The organism is Salipiger mangrovisoli, from assembly GCF_015223355.1.
Classification (GTDB): domain Bacteria; phylum Pseudomonadota; class Alphaproteobacteria; order Rhodobacterales; family Rhodobacteraceae; genus Salipiger; species Salipiger mangrovisoli.
The window spans coordinates 194,307-216,630 of the sequence record NZ_JADFFK010000003.1 but is presented as its reverse complement, the minus strand read 5'-3'; the positions used below and the strand labels follow the sequence as shown (position 1 = coordinate 216,630).

The following is a 22,324-nucleotide window of genomic DNA, read 5'->3' as shown; positions in this document are numbered from 1 at the left end:
AAGTTGACCGGGGTTCATTTCCCCCGTCGCCTTCCCTATAGGGCACTCAGAGCGTCCGGTCCCGGCCGAGTCGGGGCCTCGCGGTGCGCCGATGCCTCCCCCTGTGACGTGGGACGCGCCGCACCTCCGGCCAGAGGCCTGATGGCCCGGGACGGCCCCGTGTCTTGACCAGTTAAGGTGCACGCCGAAAGGCTGCGCCGGGTGCCCATCTGAACCAAGAGCAATGAAAGAGGTCGCAATGGCGCGGACCGGACAACAACGGGTGACGCGGGATGCCGTGATCGTGGGACTGGCGATGTTCGCCGTGTTCTTCGGCGCGGGCAATCTGATCTTCCCGCCACAGATCGGCTTCATGGCCGGAACTGGCTGGAGCGCGGCGCTGCTCGGGCTGCTGATCACCGGCATGGCGCTTCCGGTGCTTTCGGTGGTCGCCCTCGGGTTGCGCGGCGGCACGGTCGAGCGGCTCTGCGCGCCCATTGCGCCGTGGTTCGGCGCGGCACTGCTCTTCGTCACGATGCTGGGTCTTGCCTGGCTGATCGCCGTGCCGAGGACCGCCAGCGTCGCGTTCGAGACCGGCTTTCGCACCCTTGCCCCGGCGCTGGACCCGCGCCTCGGAATCTGGGTCTTCGTGCCGCTGTTCTTCGTCGTCTCGACCTATTTCGCGCTCGACCGCTCACGGGTGATCGACCGCATCGGCAGGGTGTTGACGCCGCTGTTGCTGAGCCTGCTGGGGCTCATCGTGATCTGGTCGGTCCTGTCACCGCTCGGTGTGCCCGCGGATACCGGCGAGGCGGCCCCCTTCCGGCTCGGGCTGCTCACCGGCTACCAAACCGGCGATGTCTTCGGCGGGATCATGTTCGGCATCATCTTCATCGAGGCGTTCCGCGAACGCGGTTACACCCCCGGCCCGCGCTACACGGCCGCGCTCTGGGGCATGGCGCTGGTGACCTTCCTCGGTCTGTTCTTCGTCTACGGCGGGCTGGAATACCTCGGTGCGACCGGCAGCGGCGTTCTTGACCGGGACGTGCCGCAGGCCGGGCTGCTGACCGCGCTGGTGGCGCAGCTCGCCGGCACGGTCGGGGCGAACACGCTGGCCGTGGCGGTGCTGCTCGCCTGCCTGACCACAGCGGTCGGGGCCACGGCGGTGCTGGGCGAATACATCCAGAAGTGGACCCGCGGCCGGGTGAGCTACAAGGCGGGGGTGCTCGCTGTCTCGCTGACCTCGCTCGGGCAGGCCTTCGGCGGCGTGGACTACATCGTCGCGCTGGCCGAGCCGATCTTCCTGCTGCTCTACCCGGTGGGCATCGCCATCGTCATCCTTGGGCTGCTGCCCCGCCGCTGGCTGAACGACGGCGTTTGGAAGGGCACGACGGCGCTGGCGATCCTGATGGGGGTCTACGATCTTTTCACCAGCCTTGCAGGCAAGCTCGGCGGCGCATTGCCGGCACCGCTGATCGCCCTGCATGATGCGCTTCCGCTCGCCCAGGCCGGCTTCGCCTGGCTGGTTCCGGCGATCCTTGGAGGGCTGACCGGTGGCCTGTTCTGGAAGATCGCGGGGCGGCCCAGCAGCACCTGGAGCACGGCGGAGCCCCAAGCCGCGGAGTGAGGCCCGCCGCCGGTCAATTTTTGCGTCACCGTTCTGGCGCGACACCCGTGACCAACTCTAAGATATTTGCGCGCCTACCCTTTCGCCTAGTCGTCAGGGCGACTTTCAGTGCTATGCTCCTTGTTCATCCTCTTGCTGGAAGGCGCGCATGCTTCGTCAACAGAGCCCAGTCTACGGGCCAATGGATTTTCTTGCCGGGGACGGCGAGATGGCCACCATGATCCGCGAAAAAGATTGGAGCGCGCATTCCTTTGGCCGCACTGAGGATTGGCCGCAGTCCCTGCGCTCGGCGCTGGCAATCTGCCTGAACTCGGCCTTCCCGACGGCGATCTACTGGGGCTCGGAGCTGCGCCTGCTCTACAACGATGCCTGGGCACCGATCCCCGGCCCGCGCCATCCCGGCGCGCTCGGCGCCCCTGCCAAGGAGGTCTGGAGCGACATCTGGTCGATCATCGAGCCGCAGTTTTCCGAGGTGATCCGCAGCGGCAAGGGCCTGTTCCTGCAGGACCACATGTTGCCGATGCAGCGCTATGGCTTCGAGGAAGAAACCTACTGGAGCTACAGCTTCACCCCGCTGCGCGGCGAACAGGGGAATATCGTCGGCGTCTGGAACACAGGCAGCGAGACCACGGCGAATGTGATCCAGCGGCGCAACGCCGAGTTCCAGGTCAAGCTGAACGAGGCACTGCGCGGAGCCGTCACGGCGCAGGACGGACTGCGCCTCGCGCTCGAGCGGCTCGGCCTGCACTTGTCGGCCGCGCATGTGGGCATTGCCAAGCCGCGCGCCGCAGGCGACGGCTTCGACATCGCGCAGCAGTGGCGCGCGCCGCAATCGGGAGTGCCCTCCGAAGAGACGCTGGCGGCGATCGGGCCCCGGGCCGAGGCCGAGTTGCGCGCCGGCAAAGACCTGTTCCTCACCCGCCGCGCGGCTGATCTGGAGCCTGAAAGCCGCGCCTATCTCGAGGCGCGCCGCATCTCCAACGCGATCTTCGTGCCCTGGATCGAGGGCGGGCGTCTTGACCAGGCGATCTTTCTGCACTGGAGCCGCCCGCGCGCGCAAAGCGTGCTCGACATGTCGCTGGTGGAACGGGTGCTCGACCTTGTAATGGGCTGGATCGCGCGCGAGCGCACCCACGCCCGCGAAGCGGTCATGGCGCAGGAGATCGACCACCGCGCGCGCAACATGCTGGCGATCCTGCGCTCCACCTCACGCCTGATCAAGGCAGAAACGGTGGCGGAGTTCCGCGAGAAGCTGGATGAACGCATCACCTCGCTGTCACGCACCCATGGGCTGCTGTCGCGAAAGAAGTGGGTGGATGTGACCCTGCGCGAAGTGGTGGACGAGGAATTCGCGTCCTACGGCGGCGACATCCACGCGCGGATCGACCTCGGCGGCCCCGCCGTACCGCTCGAACCAAATGATGCGCAGATGATCGCCATGCTGATCCACGAGCTGACCACCAACGCCGTGAAGCACGGGGCGCTGCGCGACGCCGAGGGTCGGCTGTCGTTGACCTGGAGCCTCGACGGCGACGGCGCGTTGCTGCTGCGCTGGGAAGAGCATCTCGCGGACGGCGTGCGGCCCGCGCCCGCAGAGCCACATGAGGGCTTCGGCACGCAGCTTCTGACCCGCATCGCCCGCGATCATTTCGGGGGCTCGATCCGCCGGGAGACCGCGGAAACCGGCCTGCTTTACGAGATCGCCCTGCCGCGCGGCAGCTGGTCCACGCGATCCGCGACGCCGCAGCCCGATGCCGACACGACCAATGGCGCGACCGACGCGCGCCGCAGCGTGATGATCGTCGAGGACGAGCCGATCATCGCGCTCGACCTCGTGGGGATGATGGAACACGCGGGCTATGCGATCTTTGGCCAGTTTGCCTCGGTGTCCGCCGGGCTCGAGAATACCGCCGGGCGCCTGCCCGACATCGCCCTGCTCGACGAAAACCTTGGCGGCGAGACGTCAACGCCGCTGCTCGATCACCTCGTGGCGAAGGGCGTGCCGGTGGTGATCATCTCGGGCTATGATGGCGAGGTCCGCACCGGCGTGCCGCGGCTGTCCAAGCCGATCTCGGAATCCGAGTTGCTGGCGATCATCAGCAGCCTTTGACACGCATCGCGCCGGGGCGGCGGTCCCGCCCGCGGCGCCTGCGGTGCCGGCCTATCCCTTGTCCTTGCGGATCTTGATGGCCCCCGCCTTCTCGGCGAGGTCGCGGGCGATGGCAAAGGCGCCCTTGATCTTGTCGGCGTCGCTGGTCCAGTCGCGACGCACCACGATCTTGTTGTCCTTGATCTTCGCCAGCCCGTTCTGCGCCTGGATGAATTCGACCAGCCCTTCGGGCCGGGCGAACTTGTCGTTGTGGAACTGCACCGTCGCGCCCTTCGGCCCGCCGTCGAGCTTGGCGATCCCGGCGTGCTTGCACATCGCCTTGATGCGCACCACCAGCATCAGCGTGTTGACCTCCTTCGGCAGCTTGCCGAAGCGGTCGATCAGCTCGGCGGCAAAGCCTTCGAGCTCGACCTTGGTGGTCAGCTCCGACAGGCGCCGGTAGAGGCCGAGCCGCACGTCGAGGTCGGGCACGTACTCCTCGGGGATCAGCACCGGCACGCCGAGGTTGATCTGCGGCGCCCATTGGCCGTCGTCGTCGGTCAGACCTTCCAGCTCGCCCGACTTGATCTTGGCGATCGCCTCTTCGAGCATCGACTGGTACAGCTCGTAGCCCACGTCGCGCATCTGCCCCGATTGTTCCTCGCCCAGCAGGTTGCCCGCGCCACGAATGTCGAGGTCCTGCGAGGCCAGCGTGAAGCCCGCCCCCAGCGTGTCGAGCGAGCCCAGCACCCGCAGCCGCTTCTCGGCGGTGTCGGTAAGCTTGGTGCGCGGTTTGGTGGTCAGGTAGGCATAGGCGCGGGTCTTCGAGCGACCAACCCTGCCGCGGATCTGGTAGAGCTGGGCAAGGCCGAACATGTCGGCGCGATGCACGATCATCGTGTTGGCGGTGGGGATGTCGAGGCCGGACTCGACGATGGTGGTCGCCAGCAACACGTCGTACTTGCCGTCGTAGAAGGCGTTCATCCGGTCGTCGAGCTCGCCCGCCGCCATCTGGCCATGCGCGACGACGAAGGAGACCTCGGGCACTTGCTCGCGCAGGAACTGCTCTATTTCGGGAAGATCCGAAAGGCGCGGCACCACGTAGAAGCTCTGGCCGCCGCGGTAGTGCTCACGCAGGAGCGCCTCGCGGACGGTGATCGCGTCGAATTCCGAGACATAGGTGCGGATCGACAGGCGGTCCACGGGCGGCGTGCCGATGATCGACAGGTCCCGTACCCCCGAGAGTGACAGCTGCAAGGTGCGCGGGATCGGCGTTGCGGTCAGCGTCAGCACGTGGATGTCGGACCGCAACTGCTTGAGCCGTTCCTTGTGCCCGACGCCGAAGTGCTGCTCTTCGTCAATGATCAGCAGGCCAAGGTTGTTGAAGCGGATGCCCTTGGCGAGCAGCGCGTGGGTGCCGACGGCGATATCGATCGAGCCCTTGGAGATGCCGTCGCGGGTCTTGGCCGCGTCGCCGGCGGAGACGAAGCGCGACAGCGGCGCGACGTTGATCGGGAAGCCGCGGAAGCGCTCGGCGAAGCTCTTGTAGTGCTGGCGGGCAAGCAGCGTGGTCGGCGCGATCACCGCCACCTGCACGCCGGACATGGCGGCAACGAAGGCGGCGCGCATCGCCACCTCGGTCTTGCCGAAGCCGACGTCGCCGCAGATCAGCCGGTCCATCGGCTGGCCGCTGGTCATGTCGCCCAGCACATCCTCGATGGCGCCCATCTGGTCGTCGGTCTCGGTATAGGGGAAGCGCGCGCAGAAACTCTCCCACGCGCCGGGCGGCGGGTCGATGATCGGCGCCTTGCGCAGCGCGCGCTCGGCCGCGACGCGGATGAGCTTGTCCGCCATCTCGCGGATGCGCTCCTTGAGCCGCGCCTTCTTGGCCTGCCAGGCACCGCCGCCGAGCTTGTCGAGCAACCCCTCGTCATGGCCGTAGCGCGACAAGAGCTCGATGTTCTCGACCGGCAGGTAGAGCCGCGCGCTCTCGGCATATTCCAGCAGCAGGCATTCGTGCGCCGCGCCGGCGGCGGTGATCACCTCGAGCCCCTGGTAGCGGCCGATGCCGAAATCCACATGCACCACCAGATCGCCCGGCGAGAGCGACTGCGCCTCCGTCAGGAAATTCTCGGCCTTGCGGCGCTTCTTCGGGGCGCGGATGAGCCGGTCGCCGAGTACGTCCTGCTCGGAGATCACGGTGATCTTCTGCCCCGACTTGGGGTCGCCCCACGGCGCGACGAAGCCCTGCTCGAGCCCCCAGACCGCCAGATGCAGCCCGCGCTTACCGATGCGCGTGCCGTCCATCACCGGGATCGCCTCGGCCAACCCCTCGTCCTCGATGAGCCCGGTGAGACGCTCGCGCGCGCCCTCGGACCACGAGGCGATGAGCACCGGGCCCTCGGCCATCTGCTTCTTGACGTGATCGGCCAGCGCGGCAAATAGGCTGATGCTCTCCTGCTGGCGCTCCGGCGCAAAGCTGCGCCCGATGCGCCCGCCCGCATCCACCACGCCCGGCCCGCTGGCCTGCGGCAGCGGCGAGAACTGCACCACGCGGCGCTCGGCGACGACGGCATCCCAATGCGCCTCGTCGAGGTAGAGCAGCTGCGGCGCCACCGGCTTGTAGACCGAGTCGAGCCGACCCTTCTGGGTCATCGCGTGGCGGCGGGTCTGGTACTGGTCCTCGATGCTCTCCCAGCGGGCAAGCCGCGCAGGGGTGATCTGGTCATCCATCAGCACCGGCGCGCCCGGCATGTAGTCGAAGAGCGTTTCCAGCTTCTCGTGGAAGAAGGGCAGCCAGTGCTCCATGCCCTGCGTCTTGCGCCCCGCGCTCACCGCCTCGTAGAGCGGATCGTCCGAGCCCGCGGTGCCGAACTCGATGCGGTAGTTCTGCCGGAAGCGGGTGATCGCCGCCTCGTCGAGGATCACCTCGCAGACCGGCGCCAGCTCGACCACCTCCAGCTTCTCGGTGGTGCGCTGCGAGACCGGATCGAACCGCCGCGCGCCGTCGAGCACATCGCCGAAGAGGTCGAGCCGCACCGGCCCGCCCTCGCCGGGCGGGAAGATATCGATGATGCCGCCGCGGATCGCGTAGTCGCCGGGCTCATGCACGGTGGGGGCATTCGAAAAGCCCATCCGCACGAGGAAATTGCGCAGCGCCCCCTCGTCCACCCGGTCGCCGACGCGGGCGGCAAAGGCCGCCTCGCGCAGCACCTCGCGCGCGGGGATGCGCTGCATGGCGGCCGAGAGCGTGGTGAGCAGCACGAAGCGCTGCGGCATGCCGTGCACCAGCCCGGCAAGGGTCGACATGCGGGTGGCCGAGATGTCGGGGTTGGGCGAGACCCGGTCATAGGGCAGGCAGTCCCAGCCCGGGAAGGTGACCACCGGCATCCCCGGATCGAAGAAGGCCAGCGCCTCGCGCAGCGCCGCGAGGCGCTTGTCGTCACGGGCGATGTGCAGCACCGGGCCGGAGGTCTTCGCGACCTCGGCGAGGATGAGCCGGGCGTCGAACCCCTCGGGGGCGCCGCCCATGGTGATACGGGTCGTCTGGGTAAGCGACTGGGACATGTCGCTCACATGGCTTGCCGCCGGGACTTCGTCAACCGAGAACGCCGTGCGCGAGGTTCTGGTACATCCCCCACATGGCGGTGACGAAGATCGAGATCATGCCGATCACCTGCACCCAGAAGCGGTGCACGGTCAGCTTGCGCCAGAGCGCCTCGCCGGCAAGCGCGTGGTTGCGGATGCGCTCGGCGGTGGCGATGCCCAGCAGCCCGACCAGCGACATCGGAAAGCCCAGCAGGAAAAGCGCCTGCGCCAGCTCGATGCCGTACCAGAAGCCGAGACTGGCCAACATCGCCAGCAGCGCCGCCGCCAGCGCCACCAGCCAGAGCCCGGCCTGCTCGACGATGAACAGCCGCCGGTTGACCTGAATGCGCACCATGTCCTCGAGATCCTGCGCCGCCTGCCCGCCCTGCTTGCGGGCGCGGCCGACCATGTCGAAGGGCACGCCCAGCACCCAATGGCTGGTGGTCGACCAGAACACCGCAAGGGCAATCCAGAACCACAGGTTCGAAAAGGACCGCATGTCGATGGTTTCGAAGACGAGCCCGGTCCAGTCCACAGCCTACCCACTCTTTCCTGCGGGGCCGCAAAGGCCCTCTTGAACTTCTGGCCCTGCCCGGCCGATTGCTGCCCGCCTTGCGGCAGACACATCTCCGGCACCCCGGCGGACGCGCCTCCGGCGGCCCTTGTGACAGGCGTCTTTCCATGCCACCCAAGGGTTACCTTGACAAGGGATACGAAGGACACGCCCGATGAAACCCGTGATTGCCGCCTTTCCTGCCACACGTCTGCGCCGGCTGCGCACCTCCCCCGCGATCCGCGCGCTGACCCGGCAGACGTTGCTGACGCCGGGCGACTTCATCTGGCCGGTCTTCGTGCGCGACGGCGAGGGCGTGGTCGAACCCATCGCCTCGATGCCGGGGGTGAACCGGCTCTCGGTCGACAAGGTGGTCGAGGCGGCGCGCGAGGCGCATGCGCTCGGCATCCCGGCGATCTGCCTTTTCCCCTACACCGATCCCGCCAAGAAGACCGAGGACTGCGCCGAGGCCTGGAACCCCGAGAACCTCAGCAACCGCGCCACCCGCGCGATCAAGGACGCCGTGCCCGACATCGCGGTGATGACCGACGTGGCGCTCGATCCCTACAACATCACCGGCCATGACGGCTTCACCGAGGATGGCGTGATCGTGAACGATCGCACCGTCGAGGCGCTGGTCAAGCAGGCGCTGAGCCAGGCCCGTGCCGGCGCCGACATCATCGGCCCGTCGGACATGATGGACGGGCGCATCGGTGCGATCCGCGCGGCGCTGGAGGCCGAGGGCTTCCCCAACGTGCTGCTGCTGAGCTACGCCGCGAAATACGCCTCGGGTTTCTACGGCCCGTTCCGCGACGCGGTGGGGGCCTCGGGGGCGCTCAAGGGCGACAAGCAGACCTACCAGATGCAGCCCGGCAATTCCGACGAAGCGATGCGGCTGATCGAGCGCGACCTGCTGGAAGGCGCCGACATGATCATGGTCAAACCCGGCATGCCCTACCTCGACATCTGCCAGCGGGCCAAGGAGATGTTCGGTGCACCGACCTTTGCCTATCAGGTGTCGGGCGAATACGCGATGCTGGCCGGCGCCTTCGACAACGGTTGGCTCGACCGCGACAAGGTCATGATGGAAAGCCTCACCGCCTTCAAACGCGCCGGCTGCGACGGGGTGCTGACCTATTTCGCCCCCGCCGCCGCACGGCTTCTCAACGGCTAGCGGCGCACTGCCGGGCCCGCGCTTGATCTAGTGACAGCGCGGGCCTCCCTGCCTATAGTGCAGGCTGAAAACCGGCGGGACAGCCGGAAAAGAGGACCGGGCCGTCTGCGGCGGCCCCTTTTCCACGAGGATAGAGCAGAATGACCTACAATCGACGGGGACTCCTCCTGACGCTCGGCGCGCTCGGCGCCACGGGTGCCGTGGCCGCCTGCGGCAATGGTGTCGGCAGCACCGGCGCGCAGACGATCGATGCGCGGGTGAACGCCACGATCAACCAGATGTATGCGCAATACCCCGGCACCCGCGATCTCGGTGCCAAGTCGGCCGGCATGCTGGTGATGCCGCTGATCACCGAGGCGGGCCTTGGCCTCGGCGGCGCCTACGGCCGCGGCGCGCTGCGGGTGAATGACGTCTCGGTGGACTACTACTCGGTGGTCAAGGGCTCGGGCGGCTTGCAGATCGGCGCGCAGCAATACGCGCACGTCCTGTTCTTCATGACCCAGGATGCGCTCGGCAACTTCCGCCGCTCGCCGGGCTGGGCCGCCGGCGCGAACATCGAATACGCGATCCCCGAAGGCGGCGAGACGCTGGCGGCAGAGACCACCACCTCGCTCGCGCCGATCATTGCGGTGATCTTCGGGAAATCCGGGCTGCACATGGGCGCGACGCTGGAAGGCGTGAAATACACCCGGATCATCCCCTGATCCGAGACCGGGACAGGAGGGGGCGCTGCCCCCTCGCCGCTGCGCGGCTCACCCCCGGCGTATTTTTCAAGAGAAGAAGGGCCCCGAACGCGGTCTCCTCTTCTCGCCTTTCTTCTCTTTCCAAATACGCAGCCCGAACCGGCGCCCCGCGCACGGCCTCAGTGGTAGTGGAACTCGCCCACCACCTGCCGCCACTCCCCCGCCGAGATCATCTTGCGATGGGTGAAGCGCACCGAGTGCAAGGGCCCCTCGATCTCATCCTGCCAGAACTCGATGAACCTGAAGAGCCGCGGGTGATCCGGCGCGAGGTCGTACTCCTGCCAGACGAAGGTGTTCAGCACGTTGCGGTAGTCGGGCATGCGGTAGAAGAGTTCCGCCGTCGTCAGCCCGTAGCCCTTCAGCATGAGTTCGGTGGGGGTTTCGTCCATCGCTTTACCTCGCATGACAACCATGTAACAAGCGTGCCGAAAGTGCGGTTAGTTTTCAAACAAAACAGCATGTTAGCCACCTCCCGGGGTGGCTGCCAGCATTGAGCCGCGCGCTGGCATTGCGCCCAACACCTAGCCTCTGATATACGTTTACCCAACTACATATAGAGACAGCACGGACAGGCGAGCAACGTGACCGACACGCCGGAAACCCCCGAAAACGAAGAAGAAACTCCGCGTCCCGAGCGGAGCGTCCATGGCGGCCCGGTGATCTCGATCATCGACGAGATGAAGTCGAGCTATCTCGACTACGCCATGAGCGTCATCGTCAGCCGCGCGATCCCCGATCTGCGCGACGGCCTAAAACCTGTGCATCGGCGCATTCTCTACACGCTGTGGGAGAACGGCCAAACCAAGTCGAAGAACTACCGCAAGTGCGCGACCGCGGTCGGCGACGTGATGGGCCGCTACCACCCGCACGGCGACTCGGCGGTCTATGACGCACTGGTGCGCATGGCGCAGGACTTCTCCATGTCGCTGCCGCTGATCGACGGTCAGGGCAACTTCGGCTCGATGGACGGCGATCCGCCCGCCGCCTACCGGTACACCGAGGCGCGACTCGACCGCACCGCCGAGGCCCTGCTCGAGGACATCGAGAAGGGCACGGTGGACTTCGTGCCGAACTACGCCAACGAGCGCAACGAGCCCGTTGTGCTGCCGGCGCGCTATCCCAACGTGCTGGTCAACGGCGCCGAGGGCATCGCGGTGGGCATGGCGACGCGCATCCCGCCGCACAACCTCGGCGAGGTGATCGACGCGACGCTGGCGCTGATCGAGAACCCCGACCTCAGTTCTGAGCAGCTGATCGACTATATCCCCGCCCCCGATTTTCCGACCGGCGGCGTGATCCTTGGCCGCTCGGGCGCGCGCAAGGCTTACCTCGAAGGCCGCGGCTCGGTGATCATCCGCGCCAAGACCCGCATCGAGGAGCTGCGCCGCGATCGTTATGCCATCGTCATCGACGAGATCCCCTACCAGGTGAACAAGGCGACGATGATCGAGCGCATCGCCGAGTGCGTGCGCGACAAGAAGATCGAGGGCATCGCCCACGTGCAGGACGAATCCGACCGTTCGGGCGTGCGCGTGGTGATCGAGCTGAAGCGCGACGCCACTGCGGAGGTGGTGCTCAACCAGCTCTTCCGCTTCACCCCGATGCAGGTCAGCTTCGGCTGCAACATGCTGGCGCTGAACGGCGGCAAGCCCGAGCAGCTGACCCTGCGCACCTTCCTGACCGCCTTCCTCGACTTCCGCGAGGATGTGATCGCGCGGCGCACCGCCTACCTGCTGAACAAGGCGCGCGAGCGCAGCCACGTGCTCTGCGGCCTTGCGGTGGCCGTGGCCAACGTCGACGAGGTGGTGGCGACGATCCGCAGCTCGGCCGACGCCGCAGAGGCGCGCGAGAAGCTGATGACCCGGCGCTGGCCGGCGGAGGAGATCGCGCCCTTCATCCGGCTGATCGACGATCCGACCCACAAGATGAACGACGACGGGACCTACAACCTGTCGGAAACCCAGGCCCGCGCCATCCTTGAGCTGCGCCTGCAGCGCCTGACCCAGCTCGGCGTCAAGGAGGTCACCGACGAGCTCGAGGAGCTGGCCGGCAAGATCAAGGAATACCTCGAGATTCTGGGCTCGCGCGAGCGCATCCTCGAGATTATCTCGAACGAGATGATCGCGGTGAAGGAGCAGTTCGCCGTGCCGCGCCGCACCGAAATCATCGACTGGGCCGGCGACATGGACGACGAGGACCTGATCGAGCGCGAGGACATGGTGGTCACGGTCACCCAGTCCGGCTGGATCAAGCGCACCCCGCTCGCCGATTTCCGCGCCCAGAAGCGCGGCGGCAAGGGGCTTTCGGGCGGCGGGCTGAAAGAGGATGACGTGGTCACCCAGCTCTTCGTGGCCAACACCCACACGCAGCTGCTGTTCTTCACCACCGACGGCATGGCCTACAAGCTCAAGTGCTGGCGCCTGCCGCAGGGCGGACGCACCTCGAAGGGCAAGGCCATCGTCAACATCCTGCCGATCCCGGCGGGCGTGTCGGTGGCGGCGATCATGCCGGTCGATCGGGACGAGAGCGACTGGGACGACCTGCAGATCGTCTTTGCCACCTCGAAGGGCTCGGTGCGCCGCAACCGCCTGTCGGACTTCACCAACGTCATGCGCAACGGCAAGATCGCGATGAAGTTCGAGGGCGAGGACGAGAACACCCGCCTGATCAACGCCCGCATCTGCTCGGAAGACGACGACGTGATGCTTGTGACCAATTCGGGCCGCGCCATCCGCTTCCCGGTGCCGGACGTGCGGGTGTTCAACTCGCGCAACTCCACCGGCGTGCGCGGCGTCAAGCTGACCAATGGCGACGAGGTCGTGTCGATGTCGGTGATCCGCCACTTCGAGGCGGACTCGGACGAGCGCGCCTCCTACCTCAAGATGCGCCGTGCCATGGCGGGCATTGCCGATGACGCCGAAGCCACCGCCTCGGACGAGGAAGAGGGCAACGCCGACAGCCTGCTGCCGGCCGAGCGCTACGCCGAGATGTCGGCGGTCGAGAACCTGATCCTGACGGTGACGGCACGCGGCCTCGGCAAGCTGTCGTCGAGCCATGACTACCCGATCCGCGGACGCGGCGGCATGGGCGTCACCGCCTGGGAGAAGTCCATGCGCGGCGGTGAGATCGTGGCCTCCTTCCCGGTCGAGATGGGCGACCAGATCATGCTCGCCACCTCCACCGGCCAGTCGATCCGCGTGCCGGTCGAGGGCATCTCGTTCCGCTCGCGTAGCGCCGGCGGGGTGAAGGTGTTCAACACCCGCGAGGGCGAGACCGTGGTCTCGGTGGCTTGGATCGCCGACCAGGACGAAGAGAACGGCGAGACCGCCGGGGATGCCGCGGAAGAAGGCTCCGCCGAGGAGTGATCCGGTCTCCGGCCGATCTTGACGCCCGCCCCGCTTGGGGCGGGCGTTTCCATGTGCGTATTTGCAAAGAGAAGAAGGGCGGACGGTTCTTTCGCCGAAGCAGGGGCGGGCATGTCCGACAAGGCTTGGCAGGCCCTGCCCGAGGCCCCATATTTCGCCCATGCTCAAACTCACCCCGATCCTGCTCGCCATCGCCTATGCCCTTGTCGCCTACCGCTTCTCGGCCTGGCGCACGGCGCGGGAGCTGGATTCGCGCTCGACCGAGCTTGCCGACCCGAAGCTCAGGGCGCTGACCGACCGCATGGCCGCCGCGCTCGACCTGCCGCGGATCCGGGTGAACATTTACGAGATCGAGCCGGTGAACGGGCTGGCGGCACCGGACGGGCGCATCTTCATCACCCGCGGTTTCTACAACCGCTATCGGGCCGGCGAGGTCAGCGCCGAGGAGCTGTCTTCGGTGATCGCTCATGAGCTTGGCCACGTGGCGCTGGGGCATTCGCGGCGGCGGATGATCGATTTTTCCGGGCAGAACGCCATCCGCACCGTGCTGGTCATGGTGCTGGCCCGGCTGGTCCCCGGGCTGGGACCGCTGATTGCCAATGCGCTGACATCGCTGCTGGCGGCGCGTCTGTCGCGCGGCGATGAATACGAGGCCGACGCTTATGCCGCGGCACTGCTGCACAAGGCCGGGATCGGCGTCGGGCCGCAGAAGTCGCTCTTCGCCAAGCTCGAAGGTCTGAGCGGCGGTGGCGGGCGCGGCATGCCTGCCTGGCTGCTCTCGCACCCCAAGACCTCCGAGCGGATCGCGGCGCTGGAGAAACTCGAGGCGCGCTGGACCGCCGTGCAGGGCTGAGGCCGTCTCAGCCGCGCGGCAGGCGGCGGCGCAGCCAGCGGTCGAGCGACAAGGCCCCGCCGCCGGTGAAGGCCAGCACCAGCATCAGGAACCCCCAGAGCAGCCGCTGATCGAGGATCGGCGCATCGGCCTCGCGGTCAAAGAGCGCGCCGATGGCGCTGGCGTCCACGCCGTGGCCGAGGATGTCCGTGAGGCTCACCACGACGAGGAAGCCGATCATCCCCAGCGCCGCGAGCCGGGTCATCAGCCCGAGGATCAGCAGAAATGGAAGGGTGAATTCCGCGGCGGTTCCGGCGGCCACGACCAGATGCGCGACCGGCCCGAGCTTGCTGGCGTCATAGCCCACGGCCTCCATGGCGCGGGGGTATATCTGCGCATAGGCGTTCAGCGAGAGCCCGAAGCCGTCGATCTTGGTCAGCGCGGAGCTCCAGAAAAAGCCCGCGAGGGTGGCCGCGAAGACGAGCCGCCCGGCGAGGCCGAGCACGGCGGGCGCAAGGCGGTTCAGCGCGCCCCCGGCGCGATCGAGCCGGGAGAGCAGCGCCGGGATTCCGGTCGCGGGAAGGGCAAGGTCTGTCATGGCTCGGGGTCTCCCTGGGGGACAAGGGCGCCTGCGGTGAAGAGGCAGGCGAAGATGGCGGCGTGATCTGCGTCCTGCGGCAGCGCGGAGCCGAGCGGCGCACCGCGTGCCAGTGCCCGCAGGGTGGCGCCAGTGCCCGAGGGGGCGGCGCGGAGGCGCAGGGAAAGCGCGGGGCGGGTGATCAGCACCTCGCCCGGCGGGCTCTGAGCAAGATCGGGGCGCTCGGCGTTGCGGCCCCAGATGGCGAGCGCGGCGTGGCGCGTGCGCAGGCACCGCGTGGCGGGGTGCGGGCGCGGGGCGTTCGCGGCCAGCTCCGCGGGCGAGAGCCCCGCCAGCGCGCGCGGATCAAGGGGGGCTGCATCGGCAGCCTGGCTCGCCTCGCGCCGCGCCTGTTCGATGCGCGCGACCTCGGGCAGGTAGGGCAGCGCGGCGAGGGGCGGGAAGCGCTCGATCCAGCCCGGCAGCTCGGCACCGTAGAGTGCCATGACCGGGCTGCGCGGCGGGTGCGCGCGGGCAAAGTCTCGCGCCATGGCGGCGAAATAGGTCTCGCCGACCAGCCGCTGCACCACCGGGAAGGCGGCGGCGAGCGCCTCGGTCAGGGCGACGGCGACATTGTTGCGGTAGACGTCGAAGCGCCGCGTGGCGCGGCTGCCGGAAGGATCGCGCAGCGTCTCGGGGCGGGGCAGCTCCGGCCCGAGCAGCGCACTTGCAAAGACGCCCTGCCCGCTCATGCCGCGACCCGCCGTGCCATCAGCCGCGCGGCGCGCGCCGCCTCGGCCTCGAGCGTGGGGAAATCCGGCACGTCATTGTCCCATTCGATCAGCGTCGGGCGCGGCCCGATGCGCGCGATGACCTCGGCGTAGAGCGCCCAGACCGGGTCCGCCACCGGCGCGCCATGGGTGTCGATGAGCAGCGCAGCGCCCTGCCCGTCCTCCTCCTCGACATAGCCCGCGAGGTGAATCTCGCCCACCAGCTCCACCGGGTAGTCGGCAAGATAGGCCTGCGCCGACGTGCCGAGGTTGCTGGCCGAAATGAAGACATTGTTGATGTCGAGCAGCAGCCCGCAGCCGGTGCGGCGGGCCACCTCGGCAAGAAAGCTGGTCTCTGAGAGGGTGCTGTCCTCGAACACGAGGTAACTCGACGGGTTCTCGAGCAGCATGCGCAGCCCGAGACGCTGCTGCACCTCGTCCACGTGGGAGGTGACCCGCTCCAGCGTCGCAGCAGTGTAGGGCAGCGGCAGCAGGTCGCTGAAATAGGTGCCCTCGTGGGTGGACCAGGCCAGATGCTCGGAGAATTGCGCCGGGCGCAGGCGGTCGATCAGCTGTTTCAGGCGGTCCAGATGCGCCGCATCCAGCGGTCCCTCGCCACCGATCGACAGGCCCACGCCATGTACCGAGATCGGAAAGCGCGCGCGCAGCGCCTCGAGCATGGCCAGCCGCGGGCCACCCGCGACCATGTAGTTCTCGGCATGGATTTCCAGCCAGCTGACCGCGCCGGGATCGCCGAGATCGTCGAAGTGCCGTGCCTTGAAGCCGATGCCGGCGGTGTTCGGAAGCTGCGTGCTCTGCATGGGGTCTCTCGCGGTTCTGGGGCTGTCGGGGCGGGGCGCGCACGGCGACCAGCAGGCCGCCGCGCGCGGGATCAGCCCAGGCTTCAGCCCTTGGGCAGGTCGCGCATCAGCGGCTCGAGCGAGCCCATGCGCGGGGTGCCGTCGGCCATCGCCGGGAGGTCGATCTCGGCACAGGTGCCAGCAGGCACCAGCGTCCAGGAATTGCCCTGATAGTCGACCGAGGCGGTGCCGGCGCAGGTCGTTCCGGGACCGGCGGCACAGCCGTTCTCGCCTGCCATGGCCACGCCGAAGCATTTTTCCTGTTCCTGCGCCTGGGCGGCGCCGGCGAATTGCGCGAGCCCCGCGGCAAGGGCACCGACCAGGGCAAGGTGTTTGTTGTGAAGGGTCATGTCCGTCTCTCCAAAAATGACACGCAGCGCATCGCGTCTGCACCGGGGTATTCGGCAACGGGCGGCGGTTTGTTACGCGGCTCGCGCTTGTGTGATAGGACAGAAATATTCGGGGGGCGCTGTAACGAGGCCCTCTCGACGCCCGTATGCGCAGGTACATTCCCCGCAAGTGGACACGGCCCGAGGTAGATGACCGGACGCGATGACGAGATCGAGGCGCTGATGCGCAAGGCGCTTGCGGGCGACCGGCGCGCCTATGCCGCCTGCCTGTCGCACCTCGTGCCACGGATGCGCGCCATGGCGACACGCGACCTGCCCGCGCAGCACGGACATCTGGCCGAGGACGTGGTGCAGGAGGCGCTCCTGTCGATCCACCTCAAGCGTGGCAGCTGGGACCCGGCGCGGCCGCTGTTGCCCTGGGTGCGGGTGATCGTGAAACACAAGGCGGTCGACGCCTTGCGCAAGACCCCCAGCGCCCCGCATGAGCCGGTCGAGGATCATCCCGGCCTGGATGCGCCGGCGGTCGATCCGCTGGCCGGGCTGCACCTCGAACAGGCGCTGTCCCGGCTCTCGGCACGGGATGCGGCGCTGGTGCGGGAACACGCGATCGGCGGCGCCGATCCCGAAACGCTATCGAAGGATTTCGATCTCAGCCCCGGCGCCCTGCGGGTGGCGCTGCACCGCGCGCTGAGACGGCTGGCCGAAGCGGCCAGGAAGGAGGAAGAATGGACACCGATGAGCTGATTGCCGCGCTGGCTGCCGACGACGTGCCCGCCAAACGCCCGCACCTGCTGTGGCGCATCGCCTTCGGCGCTGCGATGTCGCTGGTCTTGGTGCTGGTGTTCTGGGGCATGCGTCCGGGCTGGCCCGGCGTGCTGCTCATGGCGCCGTTGCTGGTCAAGCAGAGCCTTCCGGTGCTGGTGGCGCTGGCCGCCTGGCCGCTGCTGCGGCGCAGCGATCCCGAGGCGCAGGCACCGCTCTGGCCGCTCTGGCTGCTGGCGGTCGCGGGCGCGGTGGGGTGGCTCCTCGCGGCGTTGACCGGAGGCGACATCCTCGGGCAGACGCTCTGGGCCTGCCTGCTGTCGATTCCGGCGTTGGCGCTGCCCATCGCGCTGGCGCTCTTCCGCGGTCTGCGCCACCGGGTCGAGCCCCGTCCCGCGCGCAGCGGAATGTTGGCAGGGTTGGTCTCGGGCGGTGCGGCGGCGGCGATCTACGCGGTGCATTGCGACGAGGACAGCGCCGCCTTCTTCCTGCTCTGGTACGGGCTGGCCATCGTGCTCTGCGGGCTCGCCGGGCGCGTCGCGGGCCGCCGCTGGCTGGGCGTCTGACCGGCGATCCGGCTCTCGCCCCGAGTGCGCTGGCTCGCGATTTTGTGACACATCACAAGGCTTGATACATAGGACGTCAGAAATGTGATATGATGATGGCCTGGGAACCTTCCGGTTGTCCCCTCCTCCCAGTCGGGCAGGCCGGATTGAATCCGGCGGCTCTTTCGCCTCTCCCGCCGCTTATCCGTACTCCCAGGGCCCGATATTTTCGGGTCAGGTCACCTGTATTCCTTTGTCAGAGACGAATTCTGAATCTTGAAAGGAATAGCCATGAAGTTCTTTCTCGCCATTTCCTCCGTTTCCTTCGCCCTGGCCGCGACCTCCCCGGCTGTGGCAGACGAAGACCTGCTGAACCAGCTGTCCCGCTACGTGCCGGAGTCTGTCCTCTCGTTGCTCAGCGAGTCACAAATCCTGACCGCATTCAGCCTTTCCACGAGCCGCGACAGCAATGCCCAGAAGGCCTCCCGGATCGAGTATATTGCCACCAGCGGGTCGGCACCCCGCACCTACTCGTCGCAGCAGCTGGACCTCGTTCGCGAATATGTGTCGGACGACGAACTCTCGCGCATGTCCGGGCAGCACATCGGCAGCGCGATGGCCATCGCCCACTCAAGCCGTCCCGAGGTCGAAAAGCGCGGCCTGATCAGGGCGCTTTCCGCGCGGTAATCGCCGGCGGTTCACAAACCTACGACAGGGGCCGCGGATGTATGCGGCCCCTTTTTCGTGCGGGGGGCTTGCCGCGGTGGTCCTGCCGCCAGCCCCCTAGCCCGACAGGCTCTCGAACAGGCGCGCCACCGCTTCCGCACCCGGATCGACCTGTCCCCTGAGCTGGTCCGCGTTGATGTAGGCGGAACGGCCAGCCTTTGCCGTCGCCATCTCCGCCGTCCGGTTCGCGCCCTCCCGCGCTGCCCGCGCCGCCTCGTCCAGCCCGCCTGCCAGATGGTCCAGCGCCGGTTTCAGCGCGTCGATCATCGTGCGGTCGCCGGGTCGGGCACCGCCGATTTCCTGCATCCGGTCGAGCCCCGCATTCAACGCCTCGCGCAGCGATTGACCGCTCGAGGCGGCATCCCCTGCGGCCGCGAAGAAGATCGCCAGCAATACGCCCGACGAGCCGCCCATGGTCTGGCTCAATTCCAGCCCGATTGCCCGGTAGAGCTGCGTATGGTCCGCCAGCGGCAGGCGATCCATCGCCCCGAGCAGCGCCCGTGCCGCCCCCGCAAGCGTGGAGCCGGTGTCGCCATCCCCGGCGCGCGCGTCGAGCGCGTTGAGATCGGACTCGGCGCTGATGAACACCTCGCAGCAGCGCTTCAGGAAACGGCGGGTCTCGGGGTGGTCGGAAGGCAGCGGGCGGATCGGGCGTAACCCGTCGGGCAGCTCGATGACCTCGACCGGCCCCAGCGCCGAGAGCCCCGGCCAGGCGGGCAGCGGCACCGGCGATTTCAGCGCCATCAGATCCTCGGCGCCCGCCGGGTAGACAGAGACCGAGAACCCGCGCATCTCGAGCGAGGTCATCATCGTCGCCGGACCGATGATGTGATGCAACCGATCGCCGATGGCGGACTTGCCGAGCTCGTAGGCGAGGATCTGCATCTCCAGCACCGAGGCCCCGCCGAGATTGTTGAGCAGCGCCACATGCGGCTTGCCGGGGTCCATGTGTTCGGCCAGTCGTTCGGCGACCATCTCCATCGCGCCGCGCGCGTGGATGTAGTCGACCTGCTGCGCCCCGGCCTCACCATGGATACCGAGCCCGAGCTCGGCCTTGCCGGGCTGGATGCGCGCCTCCTTGGGTGCCCCCGGCACGGTGCAGGTATCGAGCGACATGCCGATGGTGCGCGTGCCCGCGATGACCCGCTCCGCCGCCGCGCGCACGCTGGCCAGATCGGCGCCGGTCTCGGCCAGCGCCCCGGCGATCTTGTGCACGAGCAGCGTTCCCGCCACGCCGCGCGCTTGCGGCAGGTGCGGCAGCGCGATGTCGTCGTCCACCACAACCATCGCCACGTTCAGCCCGAAGGCCCGCGCACGCTCGGCTGCGAGGCCGAAGTTCAGCCGGTCGCCGGTGTAGTTCTTGACGATCAGCAGGCAGCCCGCCGGACCGGTCACCGCGAGGATCCCCGCCAGCACCGCGTCGACCGAGGGCGAGGCGAAGACGTCGCCGCAGATCGCCGCGGTCAGCATCCCCTCGCCGACGAAGCCCGCATGCGCGGGCTCGTGCCCCGAGCCGCCGCCCGAGACCAGCGCGACCTTCGACTTGTCCCAGCCCGAGCGCAGCACCACGCGGATATGCGGGTAGCCGTCGAGCCGCGCGAGCCGCCCGCCCGACGCCGCGACCACGCCGTCCACCGCCTCGGCAACGATGTCTTCCTTCAGATTGATGAACTGGGTCATGGAGCTCTCCTCAATGGACGCGCGCGCCGGAGGCGTCGAAATAGAACGGGGCGTCGGGGGTGATCTGCACGATGTCACCCGAGCGCAGCCCGCTGTGGGCGTCGGTCACGGTGATCAGGTCGTGGTTGCGGAATTTCAGGTGCAGCCGGGTCTGGTCGCCGAGATGCTCGACGCGGATGACCCGGCTCTCGGCGCCGTCACCCTGCCGGATCTGCTCGGGCCGCAGGCCGATGTAGCGCGCCCCCGTGGGAGCGCCGGCAAAGAGATCGGCGGGCAGGATGTTGATCCGCGGCAGGCCAAGGCGGCTGGCGGCGTAGACGCTGACCGGATCCTCGTAGATCTCGCGCGGGGTGCCGAACTGCACCAATCTGCCGTGATCCAGAACCCCCACGTGGCTGGCCATGGTCATCGCCTCGATCTGGTCGTGGGTCACGTAGAGAAAGGGCACGCCGGACTGAGCCTGTATGTTCTTCAGCTCGACCCTGAGGTCGGCGCGCAGCTTGGCGTCGAGCGAGCTGAGCGGCTCGTCCATCAGGTAAACCTCGGGGCGGCGCACCAGCGCGCGACCGATCGAGACCCGCTGCATCTCGCCGCCCGAGAGGGCCGTGGCCTTGTTGTCCAGCTTGTGGGCGATCTGCAGCATCTCCGCCACCTCGCTCACCTTGCGGGCGATCTGCGCGTCGTCGTAGCGCAGCAGCGGCGATTTCAGCGGAAAGCCGAGGTTCTCGCGGACGGTCATATGCGGGTAGAGCGAGTATTGCTGGAAGACCATCGCGACATTGCGTTGAGCCGGGGTCATGCGGGTGACATCCGTGCCGCCGATCTCGATGCGTCCCGCGTCGGGCTGGTCGAGCCCCGAGACCAGCCGCAACGTCGTGGTCTTGCCTGCGCCAGTCGGTCCCAGCAACACGACGAAGGCACCATTGGGCACGGTCATCGACACATCGTCTAGCGCCAGCGTGTCGCCGAAACGCTTGGTGATGTTGGAGAGCGTGATCTCAGCCATGGCGCAGCACCTCCTCGTTGGCCGCCGAGCGCAGGGCACGGCCGGTTCCGGCATCGAAAAGCGTCAGGGTGCGCTCGTTGAAGGCCAGCCCCGTCGTCTGGTCCACGCGCACCGTGTCGCGGCTGGAGACCCGCGCCTTCACCTCGCCATGCTCGGCCTCGAGCGTGATGATCTGCGTGGTGCCGAGGTATTCCACCGCCCGCACCACGGCGCGGTAGTCCGAACCGTCATCGAGCCGCAGATGCTCGGGGCGCACGCCCAGCACCAACTCGCCGGCATGACCCTCGCGAAGCTGCGGTATCCCCTGCACGAAAGAGCCGATCGTGACCACGGCATCCCCCGGCGCGACGCTGCCCTCGAAGCGCAGGAAGTTCATCGGCGGCGAGCCGATGAACTGCGCCACGAACAATGTCGCGGGCCAGTCGTAGATCTCCTGCGGCACGCCGAACTGCTCGACCACGCCGTGGTTCATCACCACGATCTTGTCGCCCATCTGCATCGCCTCGAGCTGGTCGTGGGTGACGTAGACCGTGGTCGCCCCCATGCGGTCGTGCAGGGCGCGCAATTCCTCGGCCATGTGCTCGCGGAACTCGGCGTCGAGCGCCCCCAGCGGCTCGTCCATGAAGAACGCCTTGGGCTCGCGCACGATCGCCCGACCCAGCGCCACCCGCTGCCGGTCGCCACCCGAGAGCCCGCCGACGGGCCTGTCGAGGATGTCCGTGATGCCGAGGATGCGCGAGACCTCCTCGACCTTGGCCCGCACCGCCCTGCGCCCCATGCCCTGGCTGATCAGCGGATAGGAGATGTTCCGGCGCACGTTCATATGCGGGTAGAGCGCGAACATCTGGAAGACGAAGGCGATGTCGCGCTGGCTGGCGGGCTTGCGGCCGACCTCCTCGCCGTCGATGTAGATCTGCCCGGCGGAGGGCATCTCGAGCCCCGCCATCATCCGAAGCGTCGTGGTCTTGCCGCAGCCCGAGGGCCCGAGCAGCATGAAGAACTCGCCGTCCTCGATGGTGAAGCTCGAGGATTGCACGGCGGTGAAGGCTCCGAAGTCCTTGCGCAGGCTGTCGATGCGGATCTGGGCCATGGGGAACT

The 22,324-nt window shown here is 67.9% G+C and carries 19 protein-coding genes; 9 read left to right on the top strand and 10 right to left on the bottom strand.

What is annotated here, in order from left to right; all coding sequences use genetic code 11:
- Positions 1 to 238 precede the first annotated feature (238 nt).
- Together brnQ and IQ782_RS06015 are read left to right on the top strand one after the other, a co-directional pair.
- A complete protein-coding gene (gene brnQ, locus IQ782_RS06020) occupies positions 239 to 1,606 on the top strand; it encodes a branched-chain amino acid transport system II carrier protein (RefSeq protein WP_194133717.1) in 1,368 nt (455 codons plus the stop codon).
- A gap of 148 nt (positions 1,607 to 1,754) precedes the next feature.
- The gene (locus IQ782_RS06015) at positions 1,755 to 3,716 is read left to right on the top strand and encodes an HWE histidine kinase domain-containing protein (RefSeq protein WP_194133716.1); all 1,962 of its coding nucleotides are present in this window, start codon (positions 1,755 to 1,757) and stop codon (positions 3,714 to 3,716) included.
- A gap of 51 nt (positions 3,717 to 3,767) precedes the next feature.
- On the opposite strand, the gene mfd is transcribed toward IQ782_RS06015, so the two are convergent.
- Together mfd and IQ782_RS06005 are read right to left on the bottom strand one after the other, a co-directional pair.
- Positions 3,768 to 7,262 carry a transcription-repair coupling factor gene (gene mfd / locus IQ782_RS06010; protein WP_194133715.1) on the bottom strand — a complete coding sequence of 1,165 codons (3,495 nt, stop codon included), beginning with the start codon at positions 7,260 to 7,262 and terminating at the stop codon, positions 3,768 to 3,770.
- Between the two features lie 31 nt (positions 7,263 to 7,293).
- Positions 7,294 to 7,818 (bottom strand): component of SufBCD complex, encoded by a 525-nt coding sequence (locus IQ782_RS06005; RefSeq protein ID WP_194133714.1) that lies wholly within the window; start codon positions 7,816 to 7,818, stop codon positions 7,294 to 7,296.
- A gap of 193 nt (positions 7,819 to 8,011) precedes the next feature.
- Between IQ782_RS06005 and hemB the strand changes: the two genes are divergently transcribed.
- Together hemB and IQ782_RS05995 are read left to right on the top strand one after the other, a co-directional pair.
- Positions 8,012 to 9,010 (top strand): porphobilinogen synthase, encoded by a 999-nt coding sequence (gene hemB / locus IQ782_RS06000; protein WP_194133713.1) that lies wholly within the window; start codon positions 8,012 to 8,014, stop codon positions 9,008 to 9,010.
- A 140-nt stretch (positions 9,011 to 9,150) separates the two neighbouring features.
- Complete coding sequence (locus tag IQ782_RS05995; protein WP_194133712.1) at positions 9,151 to 9,714, top strand: lipid-binding SYLF domain-containing protein; 564 nt, start codon at positions 9,151 to 9,153, stop codon at positions 9,712 to 9,714.
- A 158-nt stretch (positions 9,715 to 9,872) separates the two neighbouring features.
- Here IQ782_RS05995 and IQ782_RS05990 read toward each other — a convergent pair whose 3' ends face one another.
- Entirely contained in the window at positions 9,873 to 10,142 is a 270-nt protein-coding gene (locus IQ782_RS05990; RefSeq protein ID WP_194133711.1) for an usg protein, read from the bottom strand.
- A gap of 192 nt (positions 10,143 to 10,334) precedes the next feature.
- Between IQ782_RS05990 and gyrA the strand changes: the two genes are divergently transcribed.
- Together gyrA and IQ782_RS05980 are read left to right on the top strand one after the other, a co-directional pair.
- Positions 10,335 to 13,118: a DNA gyrase subunit A gene (gene gyrA, locus IQ782_RS05985; protein ID WP_194133710.1), complete on the top strand. Its 2,784-nt coding sequence runs from the start codon at positions 10,335 to 10,337 to the stop codon at positions 13,116 to 13,118.
- A 160-nt stretch (positions 13,119 to 13,278) separates the two neighbouring features.
- On the top strand, positions 13,279 to 13,971 hold the full coding sequence (locus IQ782_RS05980; RefSeq protein WP_194133709.1) for a M48 family metalloprotease: 693 nt from the start codon (positions 13,279 to 13,281) through the stop codon (positions 13,969 to 13,971).
- A 7-nt stretch (positions 13,972 to 13,978) separates the two neighbouring features.
- On the opposite strand, the gene IQ782_RS05975 is transcribed toward IQ782_RS05980, so the two are convergent.
- The 4 genes from IQ782_RS05975 to IQ782_RS05960 form a co-directional block, all read right to left on the bottom strand.
- The gene (locus IQ782_RS05975; protein WP_194133708.1) at positions 13,979 to 14,548 is read right to left on the bottom strand and encodes a DoxX family protein; all 570 of its coding nucleotides are present in this window, start codon (positions 14,546 to 14,548) and stop codon (positions 13,979 to 13,981) included.
- Positions 14,545 to 15,279: an HvfC/BufC N-terminal domain-containing protein gene (locus IQ782_RS05970; RefSeq protein ID WP_194133707.1), complete on the bottom strand. Its 735-nt coding sequence runs from the start codon at positions 15,277 to 15,279 to the stop codon at positions 14,545 to 14,547. The genes IQ782_RS05975 and IQ782_RS05970 overlap by 4 nt, the downstream gene beginning before the upstream one ends.
- Positions 15,276 to 16,118, bottom strand: coding sequence for an MNIO family bufferin maturase (bufB, locus tag IQ782_RS05965; RefSeq protein WP_194133706.1), 843 nt, complete (start codon positions 16,116 to 16,118; stop codon positions 15,276 to 15,278). Before bufB ends, IQ782_RS05970 begins: the two co-directional genes overlap by 4 nt.
- Before the next feature lie 83 nt (positions 16,119 to 16,201).
- A complete protein-coding gene (locus IQ782_RS05960; RefSeq protein ID WP_194133705.1) occupies positions 16,202 to 16,507 on the bottom strand; it encodes a BufA1 family periplasmic bufferin-type metallophore in 306 nt (101 codons plus the stop codon).
- 189 nt (positions 16,508 to 16,696) lie between these two features.
- On the opposite strand from IQ782_RS05960, the gene IQ782_RS05955 reads away from it, so the two are divergent.
- The 3 genes from IQ782_RS05955 (at position 16,697) to IQ782_RS05945 (ending at position 18,501) form a co-directional block, all read left to right on the top strand.
- The gene (locus IQ782_RS05955) at positions 16,697 to 17,251 is read left to right on the top strand and encodes a sigma factor (protein WP_194133704.1); all 555 of its coding nucleotides are present in this window, start codon (positions 16,697 to 16,699) and stop codon (positions 17,249 to 17,251) included.
- On the top strand, positions 17,233 to 17,835 hold the full coding sequence (locus IQ782_RS05950; protein ID WP_194133703.1) for an NrsF family protein: 603 nt from the start codon (positions 17,233 to 17,235) through the stop codon (positions 17,833 to 17,835). Before IQ782_RS05955 ends, IQ782_RS05950 begins: the two co-directional genes overlap by 19 nt.
- Before the next feature lie 270 nt (positions 17,836 to 18,105).
- Positions 18,106 to 18,501 carry a hypothetical protein gene (locus IQ782_RS05945; RefSeq protein WP_194133702.1) on the top strand — a complete coding sequence of 132 codons (396 nt, stop codon included), beginning with the start codon at positions 18,106 to 18,108 and terminating at the stop codon, positions 18,499 to 18,501.
- A gap of 96 nt (positions 18,502 to 18,597) precedes the next feature.
- Here IQ782_RS05945 and IQ782_RS05940 read toward each other — a convergent pair whose 3' ends face one another.
- Genes IQ782_RS05940 through IQ782_RS05930 form a run of 3 tightly spaced genes read right to left on the bottom strand, consistent with a single transcriptional unit; the run spans position 18,598 to position 22,316 of the window.
- Positions 18,598 to 20,220 (bottom strand): dihydroxyacetone kinase subunit DhaK, encoded by a 1,623-nt coding sequence (locus IQ782_RS05940; RefSeq protein ID WP_194133701.1) that lies wholly within the window; start codon positions 20,218 to 20,220, stop codon positions 18,598 to 18,600.
- 10 nt (positions 20,221 to 20,230) lie between these two features.
- Positions 20,231 to 21,226, bottom strand: a complete 996-nt coding sequence (locus IQ782_RS05935) for an ABC transporter ATP-binding protein (protein WP_194133700.1) — start codon at positions 21,224 to 21,226, stop codon at positions 20,231 to 20,233.
- Positions 21,219 to 22,316 carry an ABC transporter ATP-binding protein gene (locus IQ782_RS05930; RefSeq protein WP_194133699.1) on the bottom strand — a complete coding sequence of 366 codons (1,098 nt, stop codon included), beginning with the start codon at positions 22,314 to 22,316 and terminating at the stop codon, positions 21,219 to 21,221. Before IQ782_RS05930 ends, IQ782_RS05935 begins: the two co-directional genes overlap by 8 nt.
- Positions 22,317 to 22,324: the final 8 nt, after the last annotated feature.

Excerpts from the sequence above, each read along its gene's own strand:
- brnQ (WP_194133717.1), top strand. The coding sequence starts at position 239 with ATGGCGCGGACCGGACAACAACGGGTGACGCGGGATGCCGTGATCGTG.
- IQ782_RS05945 (WP_194133702.1), top strand. The coding sequence starts at position 18,106 with ATGAAGTTCTTTCTCGCCATTTCCTCCGTTTCCTTCGCCCTGGCCGCG.
- hemB (WP_194133713.1), top strand. The coding sequence starts at position 8,012 with ATGAAACCCGTGATTGCCGCCTTTCCTGCCACACGTCTGCGCCGGCTG.
- IQ782_RS05980 (WP_194133709.1), top strand. The coding sequence starts at position 13,279 with ATGCTCAAACTCACCCCGATCCTGCTCGCCATCGCCTATGCCCTTGTC.
- bufB (WP_194133706.1), bottom strand. The coding sequence starts at position 16,118 with ATGCAGAGCACGCAGCTTCCGAACACCGCCGGCATCGGCTTCAAGGCA.
- IQ782_RS05995 (WP_194133712.1), top strand. The coding sequence starts at position 9,151 with ATGACCTACAATCGACGGGGACTCCTCCTGACGCTCGGCGCGCTCGGC.
- mfd (WP_194133715.1), bottom strand. The coding sequence starts at position 7,262 with ATGTCCCAGTCGCTTACCCAGACGACCCGTATCACCATGGGCGGCGCC.
- IQ782_RS05990 (WP_194133711.1), bottom strand. The coding sequence starts at position 10,142 with ATGGACGAAACCCCCACCGAACTCATGCTGAAGGGCTACGGGCTGACG.
- IQ782_RS05935 (WP_194133700.1), bottom strand. The coding sequence starts at position 21,226 with ATGGCTGAGATCACGCTCTCCAACATCACCAAGCGTTTCGGCGACACG.
- IQ782_RS05960 (WP_194133705.1), bottom strand. The coding sequence starts at position 16,507 with ATGACCCTTCACAACAAACACCTTGCCCTGGTCGGTGCCCTTGCCGCG.
- IQ782_RS05970 (WP_194133707.1), bottom strand. The coding sequence starts at position 15,279 with ATGAGCGGGCAGGGCGTCTTTGCAAGTGCGCTGCTCGGGCCGGAGCTG.
- IQ782_RS05950 (WP_194133703.1), top strand. The coding sequence starts at position 17,233 with ATGGACACCGATGAGCTGATTGCCGCGCTGGCTGCCGACGACGTGCCC.
- IQ782_RS05930 (WP_194133699.1), bottom strand. The coding sequence starts at position 22,316 with ATGGCCCAGATCCGCATCGACAGCCTGCGCAAGGACTTCGGAGCCTTC.
- IQ782_RS05940 (WP_194133701.1), bottom strand. The coding sequence starts at position 20,220 with ATGACCCAGTTCATCAATCTGAAGGAAGACATCGTTGCCGAGGCGGTG.
- IQ782_RS06015 (WP_194133716.1), top strand. The coding sequence starts at position 1,755 with ATGCTTCGTCAACAGAGCCCAGTCTACGGGCCAATGGATTTTCTTGCC.
- IQ782_RS05955 (WP_194133704.1), top strand. The coding sequence starts at position 16,697 with ATGACCGGACGCGATGACGAGATCGAGGCGCTGATGCGCAAGGCGCTT.
- IQ782_RS05975 (WP_194133708.1), bottom strand. The coding sequence starts at position 14,548 with ATGACAGACCTTGCCCTTCCCGCGACCGGAATCCCGGCGCTGCTCTCC.